Raw genomic sequence first — 17,981 nt, 5'->3', positions numbered from 1 at the left:
GCTCAGGCCTTCAGCGCCTTCCACGGCCCGGTGATCGCGATGGTCGTGCCGGGGAAGTAGATGTTCAGGAACAGGGTGGAGCCGTCCGGCGAGAAGCACGCGCCGGCGAGCTCGGTGTTGGGCGCGTTCTTCAGCGCCGGGACCGTGGCGTTGCGGCCGACGGTGTAGACCTGCCCCTTCGGCGTCACCGCCTTCAGGGCGTTCTGGCCGGCGTACTTGTCCTCGCAGACGAACAGGTGGCCCCAGGGCGACACCGAGATGTTGTCGCACATCGACATCACCTCCTTGTCGGTGGGCTCCAGGAAGAGCTCGAGCTCCCCCGGGCGGTCCTTTTCGCCGGAGCGGCCCTCCTGCGGGCTCGGCCGGTAGCGGAGGATCTGGCCGTTGCGGGCCGGGCCGCCGGTGGTGCAGGTGAAGAAGAACTCGCCGTCGCCGAAGTGGATTCCCTCACCGCGGGCGAACCAGGCCGCGCCCTTGGCATGGCCGCGGTGGCGCAGGTCGTTGTGCGGGTTGTCGACGCCGTCGAGGTCGATCCACACCACCTTCTTCTTGTCTCCGACCTTCCAGGCCTGCCGGTCCCAGTTGCGCAGGTCGAACTCCGCCCCGTCGCGGAAGCCGAGCGCCTGCAGCCGGCCGCCGGCCTGCAGCCTGGCGGGATCGGCGGGCAGGTAGCGGTAGAACAGGCAGAAGCCGTCGGCGAAGTCCTCGGTCAGGTAGACGATGCCGGTGCGCGGGTCGGTGGCCGTGGCCTCGTGCTTGAAGCGGCCCATGCCGGTGATCGGGACGGGGTCGGCGAGCCCGCGCAGGTCGGCGGGCACCTCGAACACCCAGCCGTGGTCCTTCGTCCCGCCTTCGCCGGCCTTGATCTCGGTCTCCTCGCAGGAGAGCCAGGAGCGCTGCGGGGTGCGGCCGCCGGCGCAGTTCACGGTCGTTCCGGCGAGGCTGAGGTGGTGGGTGACCAGCCGCTGCTGCTTGAGGTCCCAGACGAGCGTGGTCGTCCCGCCGTCCATGGGCGCGCCCGAGGCGATGCGGTCCCAGGCCTTGTCGGCCGGCACTTTCAAGGCCAGCGCGCCATCCTTGCCGAACGCCGAGCGGTCCGGCTCCGATGGCCGCTGCTCATGGTTGCGCACCAGGATCACGCGGTTCGGGTCCGACGCATCCGGGAAACAGCCCATGCCGTCGTGCTTGCCGGGGGTCAGCAGGCCGTCGTCCATCGGCTGGCCGGCCCGCGAGACGACCTTGTAGGAGAAGCCCTGCGGCAGGTCGAAGATCCCGGCGGGGTCAGGGACCAGCGGCCCATACCCGGTGATCTCGTTGCGGTAGCCCGCGGCGGGCTGGGCGACGGCGCGGGAGAGCCCCCCGAAGGCGGCGGAGGTGGCGGCAAGCGCCAGGAAGCTGCGGCGGCTGACGGACATTCGATGGTTCCCCCACTCGGTCCGACCTATCCCGACGGAAGGTCACAGTCCAATGACGGATGCGCGGGCCAATGATGGTTGTGCCGGGCTGGCGCGGGCCTTAACGGTTGGGCCTGTCTGGTTCGCCCGCCGCGGGAAAGGTGACATGTCCGAAGCCGCCGACATCGAGGCCCTGTCGTTCGAGCAGGCGCTCGCCGAACTGGAGCAGATCGTCGCCCGCCTGGAGTCGGGCCAGGCGCCGCTGGAGGATTCGATCCGCATGTACGAGCGCGGCGCGGCGCTGAAGGGGCACTGCGAGAAGCGCCTGGAGGCCGCCCGCCTGCGCGTCGAGAAGATCGTCATGGGCGCTGGCGGATCCGCCGAGGGGCCCAAGGGGGTCGAACCGGCCGAGTTCAGCTGATGACGGACCTCGGCAGGCGGGTCGCCGAGGCGGCGGACCTCGTGACGGTGGCGCTGGACGAGCTGCTGCCGCGCGGCGAGGGACCGGAGTCGCGGCTGACCGAGGCGATGCGCTACGCGGCCCTCGGTCCGGGCAAGCGCCTGCGCACCTACTTCGCCCTGGAGACCGGCCGGATGTTCGGCCTCGCCGAACGCTCGGTGCTGCGTTCGGCCTGCGCGCTGGAGTGCATCCAGGCCTACAGCCTAATCCACGACGACCTGCCGTGCATGGACGACGACGACATGCGCCGCGGCCGGCCGACGGTGCACAAGGCCTATGACGAGGCCACAGCCGTGCTGGCCGGCGACGCCCTGCAGACCGCGGCCTTCGAGATCCTGGCGCATCCCGACACCCATCCGGACGGCGCCATCCGCGCCGAACTGGTGATGAAGCTCGCCCACGCCTCCGGGGCGCGAGGCATGTGCGGCGGCCAGATGATCGACATCCTCGGCGTCCGCGACGACCTGGGCGGGGTCGCGCGCATGCAGCGGCTGAAGACCGGGGCCCTGATCGCCTGCGCCTTCGAGCTGCCGCTCGTCATGGCCCGCGCCAAGGAGGCCGAACGCCACGCGCTGCTGGCCTTCGCCCACGACCTGGGCCTGGCCTACCAGATCGTGGATGACCTGCTGGACGCTGAGGGCGACCCCGAGAAGATGGGCAAGGCGGCCGGCAAGGACGCGGCCAAGGGCAAGGCCAATTTCGTCACCCTGCTTGGGGTCGACGCCGCGCGTGATCGCCTGGGCCTCCTCCAGGAGCAGACGAAAGATCACCTGGAACCGTTCGGGAAACAGGCCGAATTCCTGCGGGCCAGCGTCGATTTCGTGCTAGAGCGCCGGCACTAGTTCGTCAGACGACCCGCGTTCCATGTCCCCACCCACACCGCTTCTCGACAAGGTCTCCTCGCCCGCGGACACGCGCGCGCTGACCATCCCGCAGCTCCGCCAGCTGGCCGACGAGCTGCGCGCCGAGACCATCGACGCCGTCTCGCAGACGGGCGGCCACCTGGGCGCGGGGCTGGGGGTCGTCGAGCTGACGGTGGCCCTGCACCACGTCTACGAGACGCCCCGAGACATCCTGATCTGGGACGTCGGCCACCAGGCGTATCCGCACAAGATCCTCACCGGCCGCCGCGACCGGATCCGCACCCTGCGCCAGGGCGGCGGCCTCTCCGGCTTCACCAAGCGGGCCGAGAGCGAATACGACCCGTTCGGCGCGGCCCACGCGGCCACCTCAATCTCCGCCGCGCTCGGCTTCTGCGCCGCCCGCGACCGCGAGGGCCGCGACAACCGCGTCGTGGCCGTCATCGGCGACGGCTCGATGAGCGCCGGCATGGCCTACGAGGCGATGAACAACGCCTGCGAGACGACGGGCCAGCTCACGGTGGTGCTCAACGACAACGACATGTCGATCGCCCCGCCCGTCGGGGGAATGAGCGCCTACATGGCGCGGCTGGTGTCCGGCGGCGGCTACCGCTCGCTGCGCAACCTCGGCAAGGCGGTCTCCAAGGCCTTCCCGCGCCCGCTGCAGGAAGCCGCCCGCAAGGCGGAGGAATACGCCCGCGGCATGGTCACCGGCGGGACCTTCTTCGAGGAGCTGGGCTTCTACTACGTGGGCCCCATCGACGGGCACGACATGGACGCCCTGGTCCACGTCCTGCAGAACGCCCGCAACATCACCGACAAGCCCGTCCTGGTCCACGTGGTGACCCAGAAGGGCAAGGGCTATGCGCCCGCCGAGAATGCCGCCGACAAGTACCACGGGGTGGTCAAGTTCGACGTGGTCACCGGCGCCCAGGCCAAGAGCCAGACGCACGCGCCGAGCTACACCAAGGTGTTCGCCCAGGAACTGACGAAGCAGGCGGAGCGGGATCCCAAGATCGTCGCCATCACCGCGGCCATGCCCTCCGGCACCGGCCTCGACCTGTTCGGCCAGAAGTTCCCCGAGCGCACCTTCGACGTGGGCATCGCCGAGCAGCACGCGGTCACCTTCGCCGCGGGCCTCGCCGCCGACGGCATGAAGCCGTTCTGCGCGATCTATTCCACCTTCCTGCAGCGCGGCTACGACCAGGTGGTCCACGACGTGGCGATCCAGCGCCTGCCCGTGCGCTTCGCCATGGACCGCGCGGGCCTGGTCGGCGCCGACGGCCCGACGCATGCGGGCTCCTTCGACGTGGGCTTCATGGGCGCCCTGCCGGGCATGGTCCTGATGGCGCCCTCCGACGAGGCCGAGCTCGCCCACGCCATCGCCACCGCCGTGGCCATCGACGACCGGCCCTCGGCCTTCCGCTATCCCCGGGGCGAGGGCACCGGCGCGGTGATCCCCGAACTCGCGGAGCCGCTGGAGATCGGCAAGGGCCGCATCGTCCGTGAAGGGTCGGCCGTGGCCATACTCTCCTTCGGCACGCGCCTGACCGAGAGCCTGAAGGCCGCCGACATGCTCGCCGCGCGCGGGCTTTCGGCCACCGTCGCGGACGCCCGCTTCGCCAAGCCGCTCGATGTCGACCTGCTCCTGCGGCTCGCGCGCGAGCACGAGGCCCTCATCACCGTCGAGGAAGGGGCCATGGGCGGCTTCGGCGCCTTCGTCCTGCAGGCGCTCGCCGAGCACGGCGCGCTGGATCGCGGGCTGAAGGTCCGCACCCTGGTTCTCCCGGACATCTTCCAGGACCAGGACAAGCCCGAGGCCATGTACGCCCAGGCCGGGCTCGACGCCGAGGGCATCGTCCGGGGCGCCCTGGCCGCGCTCGGCGTGGACAACGCCGCCGCCAAGGGCCGGCGGGCCTAGGCATTCACCTCCCCCGCGGAGCGGCGGGAGGGGGACCATCCGCCGAAGAGCGGATGGTGGAGGGGGCAAGCCGCGGCGCAACGCTTTGCCGCGCGATCAAAGCCTCCGCCGTGGAGAGGATCCAGTCCATCGCGCCGTCGATGTCCCGGTAGACCATCGACGCCGGTAGCCGGATGACGGTCAAGCCCTGGCTCTCCAGCCATCTATCCCGCCGCAGGTCCTTGCCCTGTTGCTCGTCGGCCCAGTGCGCCGAGCCATCAACCTCGACAACGAGCCGCGCAGTCGGACAGTAGAAGTCCACGATGCTGGAGCCGATCGGGTGCTGGCGACGAAAGGTCGGCCGGCCCGAGCCGCGTCCGCGCAACCGCGTCCAGAGAATGACCTCCGGCTCGCTCATTTGCTTGCGTAAGGCTCGTGCCCGGGTGGTGATCAAAGGACGATGTCGCAAGGCCGTGCCTCCGCTTGCCCCCTCCACCACGCGCTCTCCGGCGCGTGGTCCCCCTCCCGCCGCTGCGCGGGGGAGATGAAGAACAAAAGCGGAACTTGCAGCTATGTCAAGCCTAGGCCCGGCAGGTTGTCAGGAACTGTTTCGCCTTGGCCTTGTCGCCGGGGACGGGGGTGCGGCGGCCGTTGACGGCGATGGCCAGGTCGCCGCTGTCGGCGAAGCGCTGGAGGACGGGGTCACGGGCGGTGGCGACCGCCTCCACGAGCACGCTCTCGCCCAGACCGGGCGCCACCTCGGCGGGGTAGCGGGCGCTACGGCTGCCGGAGGAGAGCTCCAGCTCCGGCCGCGCGCCGGGCGAGGCGTTGGCCGAAACCCGGACCTCGCCGGACCGCGGCGCGCAGCTCAGCATCAGCACCACGTTGTCGCTCTGCGGCTGGCCGAACGCCAGCTTGGCGCCTTCGCCTTCCACCTCGTGCAGCGACCAGGCCATCCCCGGCAGGGCCGCGGGCGTCTGCTGGTGCGCGCAGGCGCTCAGGGTGCAGGCGACGATGAAGCTCAAGGCGGCGCGACGGCGCATGGGACGACCCCTTCCGAAGGGAAGAACGCCACATGGCCGCCGCCAGTTCTGTGACTTTCGTCACAAGCCGGGAATTATTTGCCGCCGTCTCAGAAGGGCGAGAAGCGCTCCACCAAGGACTGGCCGGCCGGGGTCTTCTGGACGCGGCTGATGTCGCCCCGCCCGCCGTAGCTGATGCGGGCTTCCGCGATCTGGGTGTGGCGGATGGTGTTGGCGCTGGAGATGTCCTCCGGACGGACGATGCCGGCGATGGTCAGCTGGCGGACCTCGTAGTTGGTGCGCACTTCCTGGGTGCCCTGGATCACCAGATTGCCGTTCGGCAGCACCGCGCTCACCACCGCCGCGATGGTGAGCGAGATCTTCTCCGCCCGGTTCACCGCGCCGTTGCCGGTGCTGGAGCTCTTGGAGCCGGTCTCGATCAGGGTCGATGGGTCGATCGCCGGCGTGCCGGGCGGCAGGAGCCGGCCGATGCTGGACTCCAGCCCCAGCAGGTGGGGCGTGCCGAGCGTCGCGCCGGAGGTGCGCGTGCTGGTGGTCGAGTTGATGGTCTTGGCGCTGTCGTCGATGTCGATGTTGACGGTCAGGATGTCGCCGATCTTGTTCGCCCGCTGGTCGATGAAGAAGGCGCGCGCGCCGGACCGCCACAGCGAATTGGCGCTGGCGGGCTGGGCCGGAACCGCGGGCAGCACCACCTGGTGCTGCGGCACGAGCGCGGCAGGATAGCCGACCGGCGCCAGCGCCGGGCCCTTCACCGTCTCCACGACGGTGGAGCAGGCGGCCAGCGGGACGAGGGTGGCGGCGAGGGCGAGGGTGCGGAGACGCATGACGGATAGCTTCCTCTAGCGGAGCGCGTAGCGGGCGGAGCGGGCGGCCTTCAGCTGGTCGGCCGCGGGGCCGACGAGCGCCTGGCCCGGGCCGCTGACCACGGCCTGGACGGTCTTCTTGGAGAGCGTGTTCTGGACGTTGATCAGGTCGCCGGCCACGCCGGCCGAGAGCGCCCGGCCCTGCAGCGACAGCGAGATCCCGGCGTCCTCGTAGGTGACGGTGATCAGCTCGCCCACCTTCACCACCTGAGCGGCGGCCACGTCGCGCCCGGAGACGGCGGCGCCGGCCCTGAGCGGACGCCGCGCGGCCAGCCCGATCACCTGCTCGGCGTCCGATGGGGCGTCGGCGGGGGCGGCGGCGACCTTGGCCCAGACCAGGTCCTGCGGCTGCACCACCTCTCCGGCGGCGAGGCTGCGCGCGTAGGTCAGGACCTCCACGTTGGCCCGGGCGGCGGCGGCGGCGGCTCCGGGCGCGGCGTTCCCGCCGCGCACGAGGATGCGCTTCAGCCCCTCGGCGTTGGCCCAGTCGAGGCCGGCGCGGCGGGCGACCGCCTGCACGATGCGCGCGTCCAGCAGCACGCTGTCGCCAGCCCGACCGGCCACGGGCGTCTTGCCCGCCGCGCCGGCGCCCTCGAACAGGTCGCCCAGGGTGACGATCCCGTCGGAGTCGGAGGTGTCGGCCTTCAGCGTCACCGGCTCGCCGGCGAACGCCGGAGCGGCGAGGAGCAGGGCGGCGAGGGCGGGGAGAATGCGCTTCATGGCCCTACGACTTCACCTGGTTGGCCACGCCCAGCATGTTGTCGGCGGTGGAGATGACCTTGGAGTTCATCTCGTAGGCGCGCTGGGCCACGATCAGTGCGGTGATCTCGGACACCGCGTCCACGTTCGAGGCTTCGGTGTAGCCCTGCATGAGCTGGCCGATCCCCTGCGTGCCGGGGATGCCGGTGATCGGCGGCCCCGAGGCGGCGGTCTCCATCAGGAGGTTCGCGCCCTGCGCCGACAGGCCACCCTCGTTCATGAAGGTGGCGAGCTCGAGGGTGCCCACCACCGCCTGCTCGGCCTGGCCCGGTTGGGTCACCTGCACCTGGCCGGAGAGCGAGATGGAGACGTCGGTGGCGTCGTTCGGGATGGTGATGCCCGGCTGGACCGCATAGCCGTTCTGGGTGACGAGCTGGCCCTGGTCGTTGATGGCCAGGTTGCCGGCCCGGGTGAACGCCGTCTCCCCGGAGGGCAGCAGCACCTGGAAGTAGCCGCGTCCGTCGATCGCCAAGTCGAACTTGTTGTCCGTGCGGGTGAACGAGCCCTGGGTGGCGATCCGGTAGACGGAGCCCGCCTTCACGCCGGCGCCGATCTGCACGCCCGTGGGCACGATGGTGCCCTGGTCGGAGGACTGGGCGCCGGGCTGCTCGAGGGTCTGGTAGAGCAGGTCCTGGAACTCGGCGCGCTGACGCTTGAACGCCACCGTGTTCATGTTGGCGATGTTGTTCGAGATGACCTCGACGTTCAGCTGCTGGGCCGACATGCCCGTGGCTGCGGTGCGAAGCGCTTGCATCGTCGTCTACTCCCTAGCTCACCCGGCCCATGCGCTCGACGGTGCGGCGCGACAGGTCGGCATTGGAATCCATCATCCGGGCCATGGACTCGTAGGCGCGCTGCACCTCGATCATCCGGGTGATCTCCGCGATGGGCTGGACGTTGGAGCCCTCCAGCATCCCCTGGCGGACCTTCGCCTCGGCGGCGGGCTGGGGGAGGGCGTTGGAGGTGTTCTGGTAGAGGTTGTCGCCGCGCTTCTCGAGCACGGCCATGTTCTCGAAGGCGACCACGGCGATCTTGCCGATGCGCTCGCCGCCCTGGCTGATGGTGCCGTCCTGCGCGATGCTCACCGGGCCGAGTTCGGGGTCGATGGCGATCTCGCCGCCGCCCTCGTCCAGCACCGGGGAGCCGCCCTGGGTGGTCAGGCGGCCGATCTCGTCGGTGCGGAACCGGCCGTCGCGGGTGAACCGCTCGCCCTCGGCGCTCTGCACCCGGAAGAAGCCCTGGCCCTCGATGGCCATGTCGAGCGGACCGTCGGTCTTGCGGAGCGCGCCCTGGGCGAAGTCGCGGGCCACGCCGTCGGCGACCACGAACTTGACGGGCTTGGGGCCGCCCAGGGTGAAGGCCGGCGCCTGCGGGTCGGCCCGCGTCATCAGCGACTCGACCTTGAAGCCCGCGGTGTCGGCGTTGGCGATGTTGTTGGCGATGATGTCCATCTCGCGCCGAAGCACGATCTGGCGGGACAATCCGACGTAGAGCGCGTTTTCCATTAAGGTCTGCCAGGCTTGCGCGACACTTTCGCAAGCCTTCGCTGCAAGCTTCGGGCCAGCCGAAAACTTCAGGAAATCCAATAGTTAAAATGGTTAACGGGGGCCGCCCGGCGGTTTCTGCCGGGTAGGAATTGGCGCCGTTAAGGTCCGTTAAAAACCGGTTCTTAACCAAACCCGGGCGATGGGTGTGGGACTAGGATTCTAAGGAACGCGCGCGTGGCCGACGACAAGGTCAAGGAAGCCCCCGAAGGCGAGGGCGGCGAAGGCGAGGAAGGCGGCGGCAAGAAGAAGCCGCCGCTGAAGATGCTGATCATCGCCGGCGCCGCGGCCCTCGTCGTTCTGGGCGGCGGCGGCACGGCCGCGTTCATGTTCCTCAAGCCGAAGCCGGACGCGGAAGCCGCGGCCGATCACGGCAAGAAGGACAAGAAGAAGGAAAAGAAGGGCAAGGAAGAGAAGGGCGGCAAGGAAGGCGAGGGCGGCGGCGCGGTGGTCCGCGAGGGCCCCGACGGCGTGGTCTTCTACACCATGCCCGACGTGGTGGTGAACATGCAGACCGCCGAGGGCCGGCCGACCTTCCTGAAGCTCAAGCTCACCCTGGAACTGCCCGACGAGCACGTGGTCGAGGAACTCGACCCGAACATGCCCAGGCTGCAGGACATGTTCCAGACCTTCCTGCGCGAGCTGCGCCCGGAGGACCTGCAGGGCAGCCAGGGCTCCTATCAGCTGCGCATGGAGATCCTGCGCCGGGTCAACCTGGTGATCGCGCCGTCCAAGGCGAACGCCGTCCTGATCGAGGAGATGCTGATCAACTGACGTCCCTTCCGAGGGGCGGCGGTTCGCAAGCGCCATGGCCGACGACAACGAATCCCAAGCCGAAGGAACGGGCGCCGACTGGGCGGGCGGCCAGGGCGCGGCCGCGCCGGCCGGCGACGGCGGGCTCGCCTCTGAGCGGATCCTGAACCAGGACGAGATCGACAGCCTGCTGGGCTTCGACCTCTCGGACGACGAGGGCAGCGAGCGCACCGGGATCCGGGCGATCATCAACTCGGCGCTCGTCTCCTACGAGCGCCTGCCGATGCTGGAGATCGTCTTCGACCGCCTGGTGCGGTTGATGACCACCAGCCTGCGGAACTTCACCTCCGACAACGTCGAGGTGAGTCTGGACAACATCTCGTCCATCCGGTTCGGCGACTACCTCAACTCGATCCCGCTGCCGGCCATCCTGTCGGTGTTCCGGGCCGAGGAGTTGAACAACTACGGCCTGCTGACGGTCGATTCGAACCTGATCTACTCGATCGTCGACGTGCTGCTCGGCGGGCGCCGCGGCACCGCGGCCATGCGCATCGAGGGGCGGCCCTACACCACCATCGAGCGGGTGCTGGTCCAGCGGATGGTCGAGGTCGTGCTGGCCGACGCCAAGGAAGCGTTCGAGCCGCTGACGCCGGTGACCTTCACCCTCGACCGGCTGGAGACCAACCCGCGCTTCGCCGCCATCGCCCGGCCGGCCAACGCCGCCATCCTGGTGAAGCTGCGCATCGACATGGAGGACCGCGGCGGGCGCATCGAGCTGCTGCTGCCCTACGCCACCCTCGAGCCCATCCGGAAGATGCTGCTGCAGCAGTTCATGGGCGAGAAGTTCGGCCGCGACAACATCTGGGAAAGCCACCTGGCCACCGAGCTCTGGACCACCAGCATGGAGGTCCGCGCCGTGCTCGACGAGCAGGAGGTCCCGCTCAAGCAGGTGCTCGACCTGAAGGTCGGCGACACCATCATGCTCAACGCCACGCCCGACAGCCTGATCGAGCTGCGGGCCGGGGCCATTCCGCTCACCCGCGGCCGCATGGGCCGCCGCAACTCCCACATCGCCGTGCGTGTCGAGGCGCCACTCACGCCCACCGCCCGGCAAGCCGTCCAGAGGGTCTAGACCATGAGCATCATCGGCATCGGCCTGAACCTGCTGCTGGCCTGCCTGCTGGGCGCGGCCCTGGCCATGGGCTGGCGGCTCAACAAGCGCCTGCAGGCGCTGCGCGATTCTCACGACGGCTTCGCCACCGCGGTGCGCGAGCTGAACGCCGCGGCCGAGCGCGCCGAACAGGGGCTCGCCGACCTGCGCGCCGCCACCGACGAGGCCACGGACGCGCTGGGCGACCGCATCCACAAGGGCCGCGAGCTGGTCCAGAAGCTGGAGCGCCTGATCGACCAGGCGCCGAAGGCCGGCGCCCGGCGCATGGCCGATCCGGAGCCCGAGGACGAACGCGCCCAGGAACGCCGCCTGGGCGCCCTGCTCGCCGCGGCGCGCGAGGCCCGCCAGCGGCCGGAGCGCATGCCCGACCGCCAGGCGGTCTCGCGTCCGAAGCCGCTGTTCGAGGACGACCTCTTCGACGACGAACCCCTGGCGCTCACCGCCGTCCGGGGCGGCCGCCGATGAAGAGCATCCCCCGCATCCTGCCGCTGGTGGGCGTCGCCATGGGTGGCGTCCTCGCCGTGAACGCGCTCGCCGGGGCCAAGGGGCTGCCCGAGCTGATGTCCGGCGCCAGGGCCTTCGCCGAGGAAACCGCCAAGAGCGGCAAGGCCGAGAAGGCCGGCGACAAGGCCAAGACTGGCGAGGGCAAGGACGCCGCCGCCGCGCTGCCGGGCCTGCCCGCCTCGACCATCAAGCCGCAGGCGATCTGCGCGCCCACCGCCGCCGAACTCGCCAAGCAGGCGGGCCTTTCCCCCGCCGAGCTGCAGGTGCTGCAGAGCCTCGGCCAGCGCCGGGGACAGCTCGACCAGCGCGAGAACGACCTGGAGACCCAGATCGCCCTGCTCGCCGCCGCCGAGGCCAAGCTCGACGCGAAGGTGCGGGCGCTGAACGGCCTCAAGGGCGAGATCAGCGGCCTGCTCAGCGAGGCCGACGCCAAGGAGGCCGCCGAGATCGACCGCCTGGTGAAGGTGTTCGAGGGCATGAAGGCCAAGGACGCGGCCCCGCGGCTGGTCAACCTCGACGACGCGGTGCGCCTGCCGATCGCGGCCAAGATGAAGGAGCGCTCGCTCTCGGCGATCATCGCCCAGATGCCGCCGGCCGAGGCCAAGAAGCTCACCGAGTCCATGGCCAAGCGCTTCACCGAGGCCCGGGCCATGGCCGCGAACGCCGCGGCCGCCGCCAACACGCCGGCCGGCCAGGCCGCGGCTCCCGCCGCCCGTCCCGGTGCGGCCCCGCCGCGCAAGGCCGCGCCGGGGGCCAACCAGGCGGCCGCCCCGCCCGCGGCGCCGGCCGCGCCGGCGGCGAAGGCCGGCTGACCGCATGAGCCTGCGCCAGACCCTCCGCTCCGGGGTCGCGGCGGTCTGCATCGCAGGCGTCGTCGCGCCCGCCAGCGTGGCGGCCCCGGAGCAGGGGCAGAAGTCCGCGGCGAGCGGACCGCTCGACGTGCGGGTGGCGCAGGCGGCCGACTTCTCGCGCATCGAATTCCACTGGCGGGGCGGCGCGCGGGCGACCACCCGGCGCGAGGGCCAGAAGCTGGTCTTCGCCTTCAGCCGCGACGCCGACCCCGACATCGCGCGCCTGCGCACCTCGCCGCCCCGCTGGCTGGCCGGGGCCGAGAAGCGCCACATCGGCGGCCGGCTCGAACTCACCCTGATCCTGGCCGACGACGCCGACGCGAAGGTCGGTTCCGCCGACGGCGCCACCTACGTCAACGTCTTCGAGAAACCCGTCCCGCCGGCGCAGCCGGAGAAGCCCGTCGACTGGGCCGTGGAGCCCGAGCCGCCGCGCGCCAACCCCGTCCCGGCCAGCGGCGTCGTGGCCATGGACGCCAAGGTGGTGAACAGTCAGACGCTGCTCACCTTCACCTGGGCCAACCCGGCCGGCGCCGCGGTGTTCCGGCGCGGCGACACCGTGTGGGTGGTGTTCGACGCCTCGGCGAAGCTTGACGTCTCCAAGGCGCCGAAGGGCGTGCGGCACTTCTCCGGCCTGGAGACCTTCCGCGGCGCCGACTATTCGGCGGTGCGCATCGAGGCCGCCAAGGGCGTGCCGCTGTTCGCCACCGCCCAGGGAAATTCCTGGATCATCGCCTTCGGTCCCGGCGACCAGGGCCAGCCCTCGATCGTACGCGTCAGCCGCGACGCCACCGACGGCCCGCCGATCCTGAAGGCGCCCGTGGCCGGCGCCACGCGGGTCATCCGGATGGCCGATCCCGGCGCCGGCGACGAGGTCACCGTGGTCACGGCGCTGGGGCCCGCCAAGGGCCTGCCGTCGCGGCGCGACTATGTGCAGATGGCGATCCTGCCCTCGGTGCAGGGCCTCGCGATCGAGAGCTTCGTGGACGACCTCGAGGTCTCCCGCGACAATGACATCGTCCGCATCGCCCGCGACCGCGGCCTCACCCTGTCGCCCGCCTGGGCCGGCCAGGAGCGCGAGTCGGAGGCCCTCGGCGTGCCGCGCCGCGCGGCCATGCCGGGCCTGATCGATCCCGAGTGGGGCAAGGTCGGCGAGGGCGGCTTCCTCGCCCGCTACAATGCCCTCTTCACCGCCGCCACCGAGGAGGCCGCCAGCCGCGAGAAGGGCTCGCCGGTGGCCGCCCAGATGGCGCTGGCCCGCTTCCTGGTGGGCTCGGAGCTGTCCTTCGAGGCGATCGGCGTGCTGAACGCCGCCGCGCGGCGCCATCCCGAGCTGCTCGACGATCCGGAGTTCCGCGGCCTGCGCGGCATGGCCCGGGTCATGGCCCGCCGCTACAAGGAGGCCGAGGCCGACTTCTCCGCCCCGGTGCTGTCGGAGGATCCCTCCGCCGCGCTGTGGCGCAGCTATATCGCCGCCCAGCAGGCCCACTGGCCCGAGACGCGCACCCAGTTCTCGCGCGGCGTCGAGGCCTTCGCCCAGTTCTCCCCGCTCTGGAAGGCGCGCTTCGCCCGCGGCGACGCCCAGGCGGCCTTGGCGCTCGGCGACCTCGTCGGCGCCGAGGCCCGCATCAAGCTGGCGCTGGCCGACCGCACCGATCCGCTGGAGGAGCTGGAGACCCGCCTCGTCCAGGCCCGGGTCGTGGAGATGCAGGGCGGCAAGGACCGCGCGCTGCGCATCTACCAGGCGATCACCCGCGCGCCGCTGGAGAAGCTCTCCTCGCCGGCCCTGCTGCGCGCGACCCAGATCCAGCTGGAGACCGGCCGGATCACGCCGGTGCAGGCGGCCCAGACCTTCGACGGCCTGCGCTACCGCTGGCGCGGCGACGCCACGGAGCTGGAGACCATCCGCGCGCTCGGCCAGCTCTACCTCAGCCAGGGCCGCTACCGCGAGGCGCTCGAGGCGCTGCGCTCGGCGGGCCAGCGCCTGCCGGACCTGCCCGAGGCGCTGCAGCTGCAGGCCGACCTCTCCACCGCCTTCCGCGGCCTGTTCCTCGACGGCCTGGCCGACGGGCTGGAGCCGATCCAGGCGCTCGCCCTGTTCTACGACTTCAAGGAACTGACCCCGATCGGCGCCGACGGCGACCTGATGGTGCGCAAGCTGGTGCGCCGCCTGGTCGACGTGGACCTGCTCACCCAGGCCGCCGACCTCCTGAAGTACCAGGCCGACAACCGCCTCGACGGCGTGCCGCGCGCCCAGGTCGCCACCGACCTGGCGGTGATCTACCTGATGGACCGCAAGCCCGAGCAGGCGCTGCAGGCGATCAACTCGTCACGCACCACGCTCCTGCCGTCGGCCATGATGCTGGAGCGGCGGCTGATCGAGGCCCGCGCCTGGACCGGCGTCGGCCGCTTCGACGCGGCGCTGGAGATCATCGAGCGCGACAAGTCCCGCGAGGCCGACGAGCTGCGCGCCGAGATCACCTGGAAGCAGAAGAACTGGGCCGCCGCCGGCCCGCTGTTCGAGAAGGCGCTCGGCGAGCGCTGGAAACGGCCCGAGCCCCTTTCGAGCGAGGAAGAGGGCAAGCTGCTCCGCGCCGGGGTCGCCTACAGCCTGGCCGGGGACGAGGCCTCGCTCGCGCGGCTGGAGAGCCAGTACAGCGGCTTCTACGAGCAGGCGCACAATCCCGAGGCGCTCCGCGTGGCGCTCACCGGCCTGCCGAGCGGGCGGGTCAGCGCCGCCGACTTCGGCCGCGTCACGGCCGACAACGAGGCCTTCGCGGGCTGGGTCTCGAAGATGAAGGTGCGGTTCCGCACGAAGCCCGGCCCGACCGGCGGCAAGCCTGCCGCGGCCCCGGCGGCGCCGGCCAAACAGGCCGCCGCCGCCCCGCCGAAGACGGCGCCGGCCAAGGGCTAGCCCGCCCCGGCGCCTTTCTGGAAGCTCTCGACCAGGCTGCCGCAGACCAGCCGCCAGCCGTCCACCAGGACGAAGAAGATCAGCTTGAACGGCAGGCTGACCACCACGGGCGGCAGCATCATCATGCCCATGCTCATCAGCACGCTGGCCACCACGAGGTCGATCACCAGGAAGGGCACGAACAGCAGGAAGCCGATCTCGAAGGCGCGCTTCAGCTCGCTGATCATGAAGGCCGGCGTGACGACGCGGATCGGCGTGTCCTGGATGGTCGCCGGGCGCGGGATGTTGGACAGCCTCACGAACAGGGCGAGGTCGTCGCGATCCACCTGGCTGAGCATGAAGGTCTTCACCGGGCCGCCGGCCGCGTCGAAGGCCTGCGGCAGCTCGATCTGCTGGTCCAGCAGCGGCTTGATTCCCTCCTCGTAGGACCGCTCCAGCGTCGGGCCCATGACGATCGCCGTCAGGAACAGGGCGAGCGAGATGATCACCGCGTTCGGCGGGCTCTGCTGCAGGCCGAGGGCCGTCCGAAGCAGGGAGAGCACCACCACGATCCGCACGAAGGAGGTGGTCATGATCACGATGGACGGCGCCAGCGACAGAACGGTCAGCAGGCCGATGAGCTGGACCACCCGCTCGGTGAGGCCCGCGCCGGTGCCGAGGTCGATGTTCAGCGCCTGGGCCGCCGCCGCCGCGGGGAAGATCATGAAGCCCAGGGTGGTCAGCACCGCGAGGATCGCGGCGCGCCGCCAGTCCTCCGCGGGCAGGGCCCGGATCGCCTTGAGGAGTTCGCGCATCAGGCGGCGTCCTTCGGGGCGGGGACGCCCTCGGCCAGGACCCGGCCTTCGCCCAGCAGGAGCAGCATCTCCTGGCCGTCGCAGGAGACCAGGACGAGCCGGCGTGTGGGGTCGAGCACCAGGCTCTCGGTGACCGCCAGGCGCCGTTCCCGCTTGGCGGGCCGGGTGAGCCTGGCCAGCGCGTCGGGGCCGAAACGGCGCAGCGCCACCGCGCCCAGACCGATGAGTCCGAGCGTGAGCGCCAGGGCGAAGACGGCCCGGAGGAGGGCGGGAAAATCCATGCAGCTTCTGCCACTTAGAGGGTTCTGAGCGGCATTCGGGGCTGAATCCCTTAATCGGTGATTAACCCTGTTTATTCACCATGTTCGGCATGGATCTGGCCGATATCCCGCTGTTCTCGCTGCTGCGCAGCCGCATGGGTTACCTGTCGGAACGGCAGAAGCTGATCGCCCAGAACGTGGCCAATTCCGACACCCCGGGATTCGCGCCCAAGGACCTCAAGCCCTTCGCCTTCCACGCCGAGATGCAGGCGACCCGGACCGCCGGCGTGCAGGCGGTGACGCACGCCGGCCACATGGTCTCGCCGAGCGCGAAGCGCGGGGCGGCGGCCGGCGTCAAGACGACAAAGGCCGAGGTCACCGAGACCACCCTCGACGGCAACGCCGTGTCGCTCGAGGAGGAAATGCTGAAGATGAGCGAGTCGCGGATGAGCTACGACGCCGCCATCGGCTTCTACCAGAAGTCCATGAACCTGCTCCGGATGGCCGCAAGGGCCCCGGGCCGCTGAGTCGGGAGTAGACGATGGCCGATCCCAGATCCCTCGCCGGCGTGGCCCAGGCGGTCGCCGCCTCGGCCATGCGCGCCCAGCAGGCGCGCATGCGGGTCATCGCCGAGAACCTGGCCAACGCCAACTCCACCTCGCGGGTGGCCGGCGGCGATCCGTACCGGCGCCAGGCGCCGGTGTTCGAGCCCACCAAGGTGGCCGGCGCCCAGGGCGTGCGGATGACCGGCGTGCAGCCCGACCAGAAGCCGTTCAAGACGGAGTACGACCCGGGCGCGCCCGGCGCCGACGCCGCCGGTTACATCAAGCTGCCCAACGTGGACACCATGGTCGAGGCTCTCGACATGAAGGAGGCGCAGCGGGCCTACGAGGCCAACCTCAACGTCATCGAGACGGCGCGCGCCATGGAGATGCGCACCCTCGACCTCCTGAAGAAGTAGGAGCCTAGGCCGTGATCAACGCCCTTGCCGCCGCCAAGGCCTATGCGGCCACCCAGAAGACCGCCGGCATCGACCCGGGCATGGGCGGCGGCGACGTGGCCGGCGTCGGGGGCGGCTTCGCCGACCTGCTGAAGTCGGCCATGACCGACGCCATCTCGGCCTCCAAGTACGCCGAGACGCAGATGGCGGCCCAGGTCGCCGGCCGCGCCGAACTCGTGGACGTGGTCACCGCCATCTCCGCCGCCGAGGCGAGCCTGGAGACGGTGATGGCCGTCCGCGACCAGGTGATCAGCGCCTACCAGGAAATCATGCGGATGCCGATTTGAGCGCTTAGCGACTCATCCCCGCGCAAGCGGGGATCCAAGCTGAGGCTCAGAATGGATCCCGCCTTCGCCGGGATGACCCGCTGCGCGGTCACTTCACCGCCGCGCACGCCACCCGCGCGCCCGCGCCGCCGATCGGCTGGGTCGTGTGGTCGTCGGGGCCGGCGTGGATCAGCACGGCCGAGCCGTCGGCGTCCTTCAGCTTGTCCAAGGTGGTCAGGCTGGAGAACACCTCCGCCATCCCGATGCCGTGGGCGTCCGCATAGAGGTTCGGCAGGTCTCCGGTCTCATTGGCCTTCGGATTCAGCAGGCCGTGCACCCGGTCGCCACCGCCGTGCGTGTGGCCCCCTGCCGAGGTGAAGTCGCTCTTCGAGCAGTCGGCCTTCTCGTGGAAGTGCAGGCCGTGCCAGCCGGGCGTCAGCCCCTTGGCCTCCACGCGCATCAGCACGCCCTTGGGGGCGGCGGTCAGCGTCACCTTGCCGATGGTCTCGCCGGCGCCGTTCTTCAGCACCGCGGTGGTGGGCTGGGGCTTGTCCTGCGCCTGGACGGCGGTCCCCAGGAGAAGGGCCGCGGCGGCGGCGGCGGCGAGGGGGAGCTTGGCGGTCATGATGGTCTTCTCCTTGCGCGTCA

At 70.9% G+C, this 17,981-nt stretch carries 21 protein-coding genes; 11 read left to right on the top strand and 10 right to left on the bottom strand.

Features of this window, described 5'->3' with window-relative positions; translation table 11 throughout:
• Positions 1-2: 2 nt before the first annotated feature.
• Positions 3-1,415 carry an alkaline phosphatase PhoX gene (locus VM685_RS18855; RefSeq protein WP_325461716.1) on the bottom strand — a complete coding sequence of 471 codons (1,413 nt, stop codon included), beginning with the start codon at positions 1,413-1,415 and terminating at the stop codon, positions 3-5.
• A 145-nt stretch (positions 1,416-1,560) separates the two neighbouring features.
• Between VM685_RS18855 and VM685_RS18850 the strand changes: the two genes are divergently transcribed.
• The 3 genes from VM685_RS18850 to dxs are packed head-to-tail and all read left to right on the top strand — an operon-like array spanning position 1,561 to position 4,635.
• On the top strand, positions 1,561-1,815 hold the full coding sequence (locus VM685_RS18850) for an exodeoxyribonuclease VII small subunit (protein WP_325461715.1): 255 nt from the start codon (positions 1,561-1,563) through the stop codon (positions 1,813-1,815).
• Positions 1,815-2,696: a farnesyl diphosphate synthase gene (locus tag VM685_RS18845; protein WP_325461714.1), complete on the top strand. Its 882-nt coding sequence runs from the start codon at positions 1,815-1,817 to the stop codon at positions 2,694-2,696. The genes VM685_RS18850 and VM685_RS18845 overlap by 1 nt, the downstream gene beginning before the upstream one ends.
• 22 nt (positions 2,697-2,718) lie before the next feature.
• Positions 2,719-4,635 carry a 1-deoxy-D-xylulose-5-phosphate synthase gene (dxs, locus tag VM685_RS18840; protein WP_325461713.1) on the top strand — a complete coding sequence of 639 codons (1,917 nt, stop codon included), beginning with the start codon at positions 2,719-2,721 and terminating at the stop codon, positions 4,633-4,635.
• A gap of 4 nt (positions 4,636-4,639) precedes the next feature.
• Here the strand turns inward: dxs and VM685_RS18835 are convergent, their stop codons facing one another.
• The 6 genes from VM685_RS18835 to flgF form a co-directional block, all read right to left on the bottom strand.
• A complete protein-coding gene (locus tag VM685_RS18835; protein ID WP_325462048.1) occupies positions 4,640-5,110 on the bottom strand; it encodes an endonuclease domain-containing protein in 471 nt (156 codons plus the stop codon).
• A gap of 85 nt (positions 5,111-5,195) precedes the next feature.
• Positions 5,196-5,657: a hypothetical protein gene (locus VM685_RS18830; protein ID WP_325461712.1), complete on the bottom strand. Its 462-nt coding sequence runs from the start codon at positions 5,655-5,657 to the stop codon at positions 5,196-5,198.
• Between the two features lie 89 nt (positions 5,658-5,746).
• Positions 5,747-6,481: a flagellar basal body L-ring protein FlgH gene (gene flgH, locus VM685_RS18825; protein WP_325461711.1), complete on the bottom strand. Its 735-nt coding sequence runs from the start codon at positions 6,479-6,481 to the stop codon at positions 5,747-5,749.
• A 15-nt stretch (positions 6,482-6,496) separates the two neighbouring features.
• Positions 6,497-7,240, bottom strand: coding sequence for a flagellar basal body P-ring formation chaperone FlgA (gene flgA, locus VM685_RS18820; protein WP_325461710.1), 744 nt, complete (start codon positions 7,238-7,240; stop codon positions 6,497-6,499).
• Positions 7,241-7,244: 4 nt separating this feature from the next.
• Complete coding sequence (flgG, locus tag VM685_RS18815; RefSeq protein ID WP_325461709.1) at positions 7,245-8,033, bottom strand: flagellar basal-body rod protein FlgG; 789 nt, start codon at positions 8,031-8,033, stop codon at positions 7,245-7,247.
• Between the two features lie 13 nt (positions 8,034-8,046).
• A complete protein-coding gene (gene flgF, locus VM685_RS18810; RefSeq protein ID WP_325461708.1) occupies positions 8,047-8,784 on the bottom strand; it encodes a flagellar basal-body rod protein FlgF in 738 nt (245 codons plus the stop codon).
• Positions 8,785-9,000: 216 nt separating this feature from the next.
• On the opposite strand from flgF, the gene VM685_RS18805 reads away from it, so the two are divergent.
• From VM685_RS18805 to VM685_RS18785, 5 genes are read left to right on the top strand one after another with little or no spacing between them, the layout of a single operon-like run.
• Positions 9,001-9,597, top strand: coding sequence for a flagellar basal body-associated FliL family protein (locus tag VM685_RS18805; protein WP_325461707.1), 597 nt, complete (start codon positions 9,001-9,003; stop codon positions 9,595-9,597).
• 34 nt (positions 9,598-9,631) lie between these two features.
• Positions 9,632-10,708 (top strand): flagellar motor switch protein FliM, encoded by a 1,077-nt coding sequence (gene fliM, locus VM685_RS18800; RefSeq protein ID WP_325461706.1) that lies wholly within the window; start codon positions 9,632-9,634, stop codon positions 10,706-10,708.
• A 3-nt stretch (positions 10,709-10,711) separates the two neighbouring features.
• Complete coding sequence (locus tag VM685_RS18795) at positions 10,712-11,212, top strand: DUF6468 domain-containing protein (protein ID WP_325461705.1); 501 nt, start codon at positions 10,712-10,714, stop codon at positions 11,210-11,212.
• Positions 11,209-12,063 carry a hypothetical protein gene (locus VM685_RS18790; protein ID WP_325461704.1) on the top strand — a complete coding sequence of 285 codons (855 nt, stop codon included), beginning with the start codon at positions 11,209-11,211 and terminating at the stop codon, positions 12,061-12,063. Before VM685_RS18795 ends, VM685_RS18790 begins: the two co-directional genes overlap by 4 nt.
• Before the next feature lie 4 nt (positions 12,064-12,067).
• On the top strand, positions 12,068-15,013 hold the full coding sequence (locus tag VM685_RS18785; RefSeq protein ID WP_325461703.1) for an endoglucanase: 2,946 nt from the start codon (positions 12,068-12,070) through the stop codon (positions 15,011-15,013).
• Here the strand turns inward: VM685_RS18785 and fliP are convergent.
• A complete protein-coding gene (gene fliP, locus VM685_RS18780; RefSeq protein ID WP_414693391.1) occupies positions 15,010-15,807 on the bottom strand; it encodes a flagellar type III secretion system pore protein FliP in 798 nt (265 codons plus the stop codon). The two genes, VM685_RS18785 and fliP, sit on opposite strands and share 4 nt — an antisense overlap.
• A complete protein-coding gene (locus tag VM685_RS18775; RefSeq protein ID WP_325461702.1) occupies positions 15,807-16,088 on the bottom strand; it encodes a hypothetical protein in 282 nt (93 codons plus the stop codon). Before VM685_RS18775 ends, fliP begins: the two co-directional genes overlap by 1 nt.
• Before the next feature lie 89 nt (positions 16,089-16,177).
• Between VM685_RS18775 and flgB the strand changes: the two genes are divergently transcribed.
• The 3 genes from flgB to fliE are packed head-to-tail and all read left to right on the top strand — an operon-like array spanning position 16,178 to position 17,354.
• Positions 16,178-16,594 (top strand): flagellar basal body rod protein FlgB, encoded by a 417-nt coding sequence (gene flgB / locus VM685_RS18770; protein ID WP_325462046.1) that lies wholly within the window; start codon positions 16,178-16,180, stop codon positions 16,592-16,594.
• Between the two features lie 14 nt (positions 16,595-16,608).
• Positions 16,609-17,028 carry a flagellar basal body rod protein FlgC gene (gene flgC, locus VM685_RS18765; RefSeq protein WP_325461701.1) on the top strand — a complete coding sequence of 140 codons (420 nt, stop codon included), beginning with the start codon at positions 16,609-16,611 and terminating at the stop codon, positions 17,026-17,028.
• 11 nt (positions 17,029-17,039) lie between these two features.
• Positions 17,040-17,354 (top strand): flagellar hook-basal body complex protein FliE, encoded by a 315-nt coding sequence (gene fliE / locus VM685_RS18760; RefSeq protein ID WP_325461700.1) that lies wholly within the window; start codon positions 17,040-17,042, stop codon positions 17,352-17,354.
• Between the two features lie 88 nt (positions 17,355-17,442).
• Here fliE and VM685_RS18755 read toward each other — a convergent pair whose 3' ends face one another.
• On the bottom strand, positions 17,443-17,958 hold the full coding sequence (locus tag VM685_RS18755) for a superoxide dismutase family protein (protein WP_325461699.1): 516 nt from the start codon (positions 17,956-17,958) through the stop codon (positions 17,443-17,445).
• Between the last annotated feature and the right edge of the window lie 23 nt (positions 17,959-17,981).

Origin of the sequence: Phenylobacterium sp., assembly GCF_035539035.1 — a bacterium.
In the GTDB taxonomy this organism is placed as follows: Bacteria; Pseudomonadota; Alphaproteobacteria; order Caulobacterales; family Caulobacteraceae; genus Phenylobacterium.
The sequence above is the reverse complement of the archived record's forward strand: the minus strand, read 5'-3'. Positions and strand labels throughout refer to the sequence as shown.

Bases quoted from the DNA above. Each gene is read 5' to 3' on its own strand.
- fliP (WP_414693391.1), bottom strand. From the start codon at position 15,807: ATGCGCGAACTCCTCAAGGCGATCCGGGCCCTGCCCGCGGAGGACTGG.
- VM685_RS18795 (WP_325461705.1), top strand. From the start codon at position 10,712: ATGAGCATCATCGGCATCGGCCTGAACCTGCTGCTGGCCTGCCTGCTG.
- VM685_RS18785 (WP_325461703.1), top strand. From the start codon at position 12,068: ATGAGCCTGCGCCAGACCCTCCGCTCCGGGGTCGCGGCGGTCTGCATC.
- flgG (WP_325461709.1), bottom strand. From the start codon at position 8,033: ATGCAAGCGCTTCGCACCGCAGCCACGGGCATGTCGGCCCAGCAGCTG.
- dxs (WP_325461713.1), top strand. From the start codon at position 2,719: ATGTCCCCACCCACACCGCTTCTCGACAAGGTCTCCTCGCCCGCGGAC.
- VM685_RS18790 (WP_325461704.1), top strand. From the start codon at position 11,209: ATGAAGAGCATCCCCCGCATCCTGCCGCTGGTGGGCGTCGCCATGGGT.
- VM685_RS18850 (WP_325461715.1), top strand. From the start codon at position 1,561: ATGTCCGAAGCCGCCGACATCGAGGCCCTGTCGTTCGAGCAGGCGCTC.
- VM685_RS18830 (WP_325461712.1), bottom strand. From the start codon at position 5,657: ATGCGCCGTCGCGCCGCCTTGAGCTTCATCGTCGCCTGCACCCTGAGC.
- flgB (WP_325462046.1), top strand. From the start codon at position 16,178: ATGGATCTGGCCGATATCCCGCTGTTCTCGCTGCTGCGCAGCCGCATG.
- fliM (WP_325461706.1), top strand. From the start codon at position 9,632: ATGGCCGACGACAACGAATCCCAAGCCGAAGGAACGGGCGCCGACTGG.
- flgF (WP_325461708.1), bottom strand. From the start codon at position 8,784: ATGGAAAACGCGCTCTACGTCGGATTGTCCCGCCAGATCGTGCTTCGG.
- VM685_RS18755 (WP_325461699.1), bottom strand. From the start codon at position 17,958: ATGACCGCCAAGCTCCCCCTCGCCGCCGCCGCCGCCGCGGCCCTTCTC.
- flgH (WP_325461711.1), bottom strand. From the start codon at position 6,481: ATGCGTCTCCGCACCCTCGCCCTCGCCGCCACCCTCGTCCCGCTGGCC.
- flgC (WP_325461701.1), top strand. From the start codon at position 16,609: ATGGCCGATCCCAGATCCCTCGCCGGCGTGGCCCAGGCGGTCGCCGCC.
- flgA (WP_325461710.1), bottom strand. From the start codon at position 7,240: ATGAAGCGCATTCTCCCCGCCCTCGCCGCCCTGCTCCTCGCCGCTCCG.
- VM685_RS18775 (WP_325461702.1), bottom strand. From the start codon at position 16,088: ATGGATTTTCCCGCCCTCCTCCGGGCCGTCTTCGCCCTGGCGCTCACG.
- VM685_RS18845 (WP_325461714.1), top strand. From the start codon at position 1,815: ATGACGGACCTCGGCAGGCGGGTCGCCGAGGCGGCGGACCTCGTGACG.
- VM685_RS18855 (WP_325461716.1), bottom strand. From the start codon at position 1,415: ATGTCCGTCAGCCGCCGCAGCTTCCTGGCGCTTGCCGCCACCTCCGCC.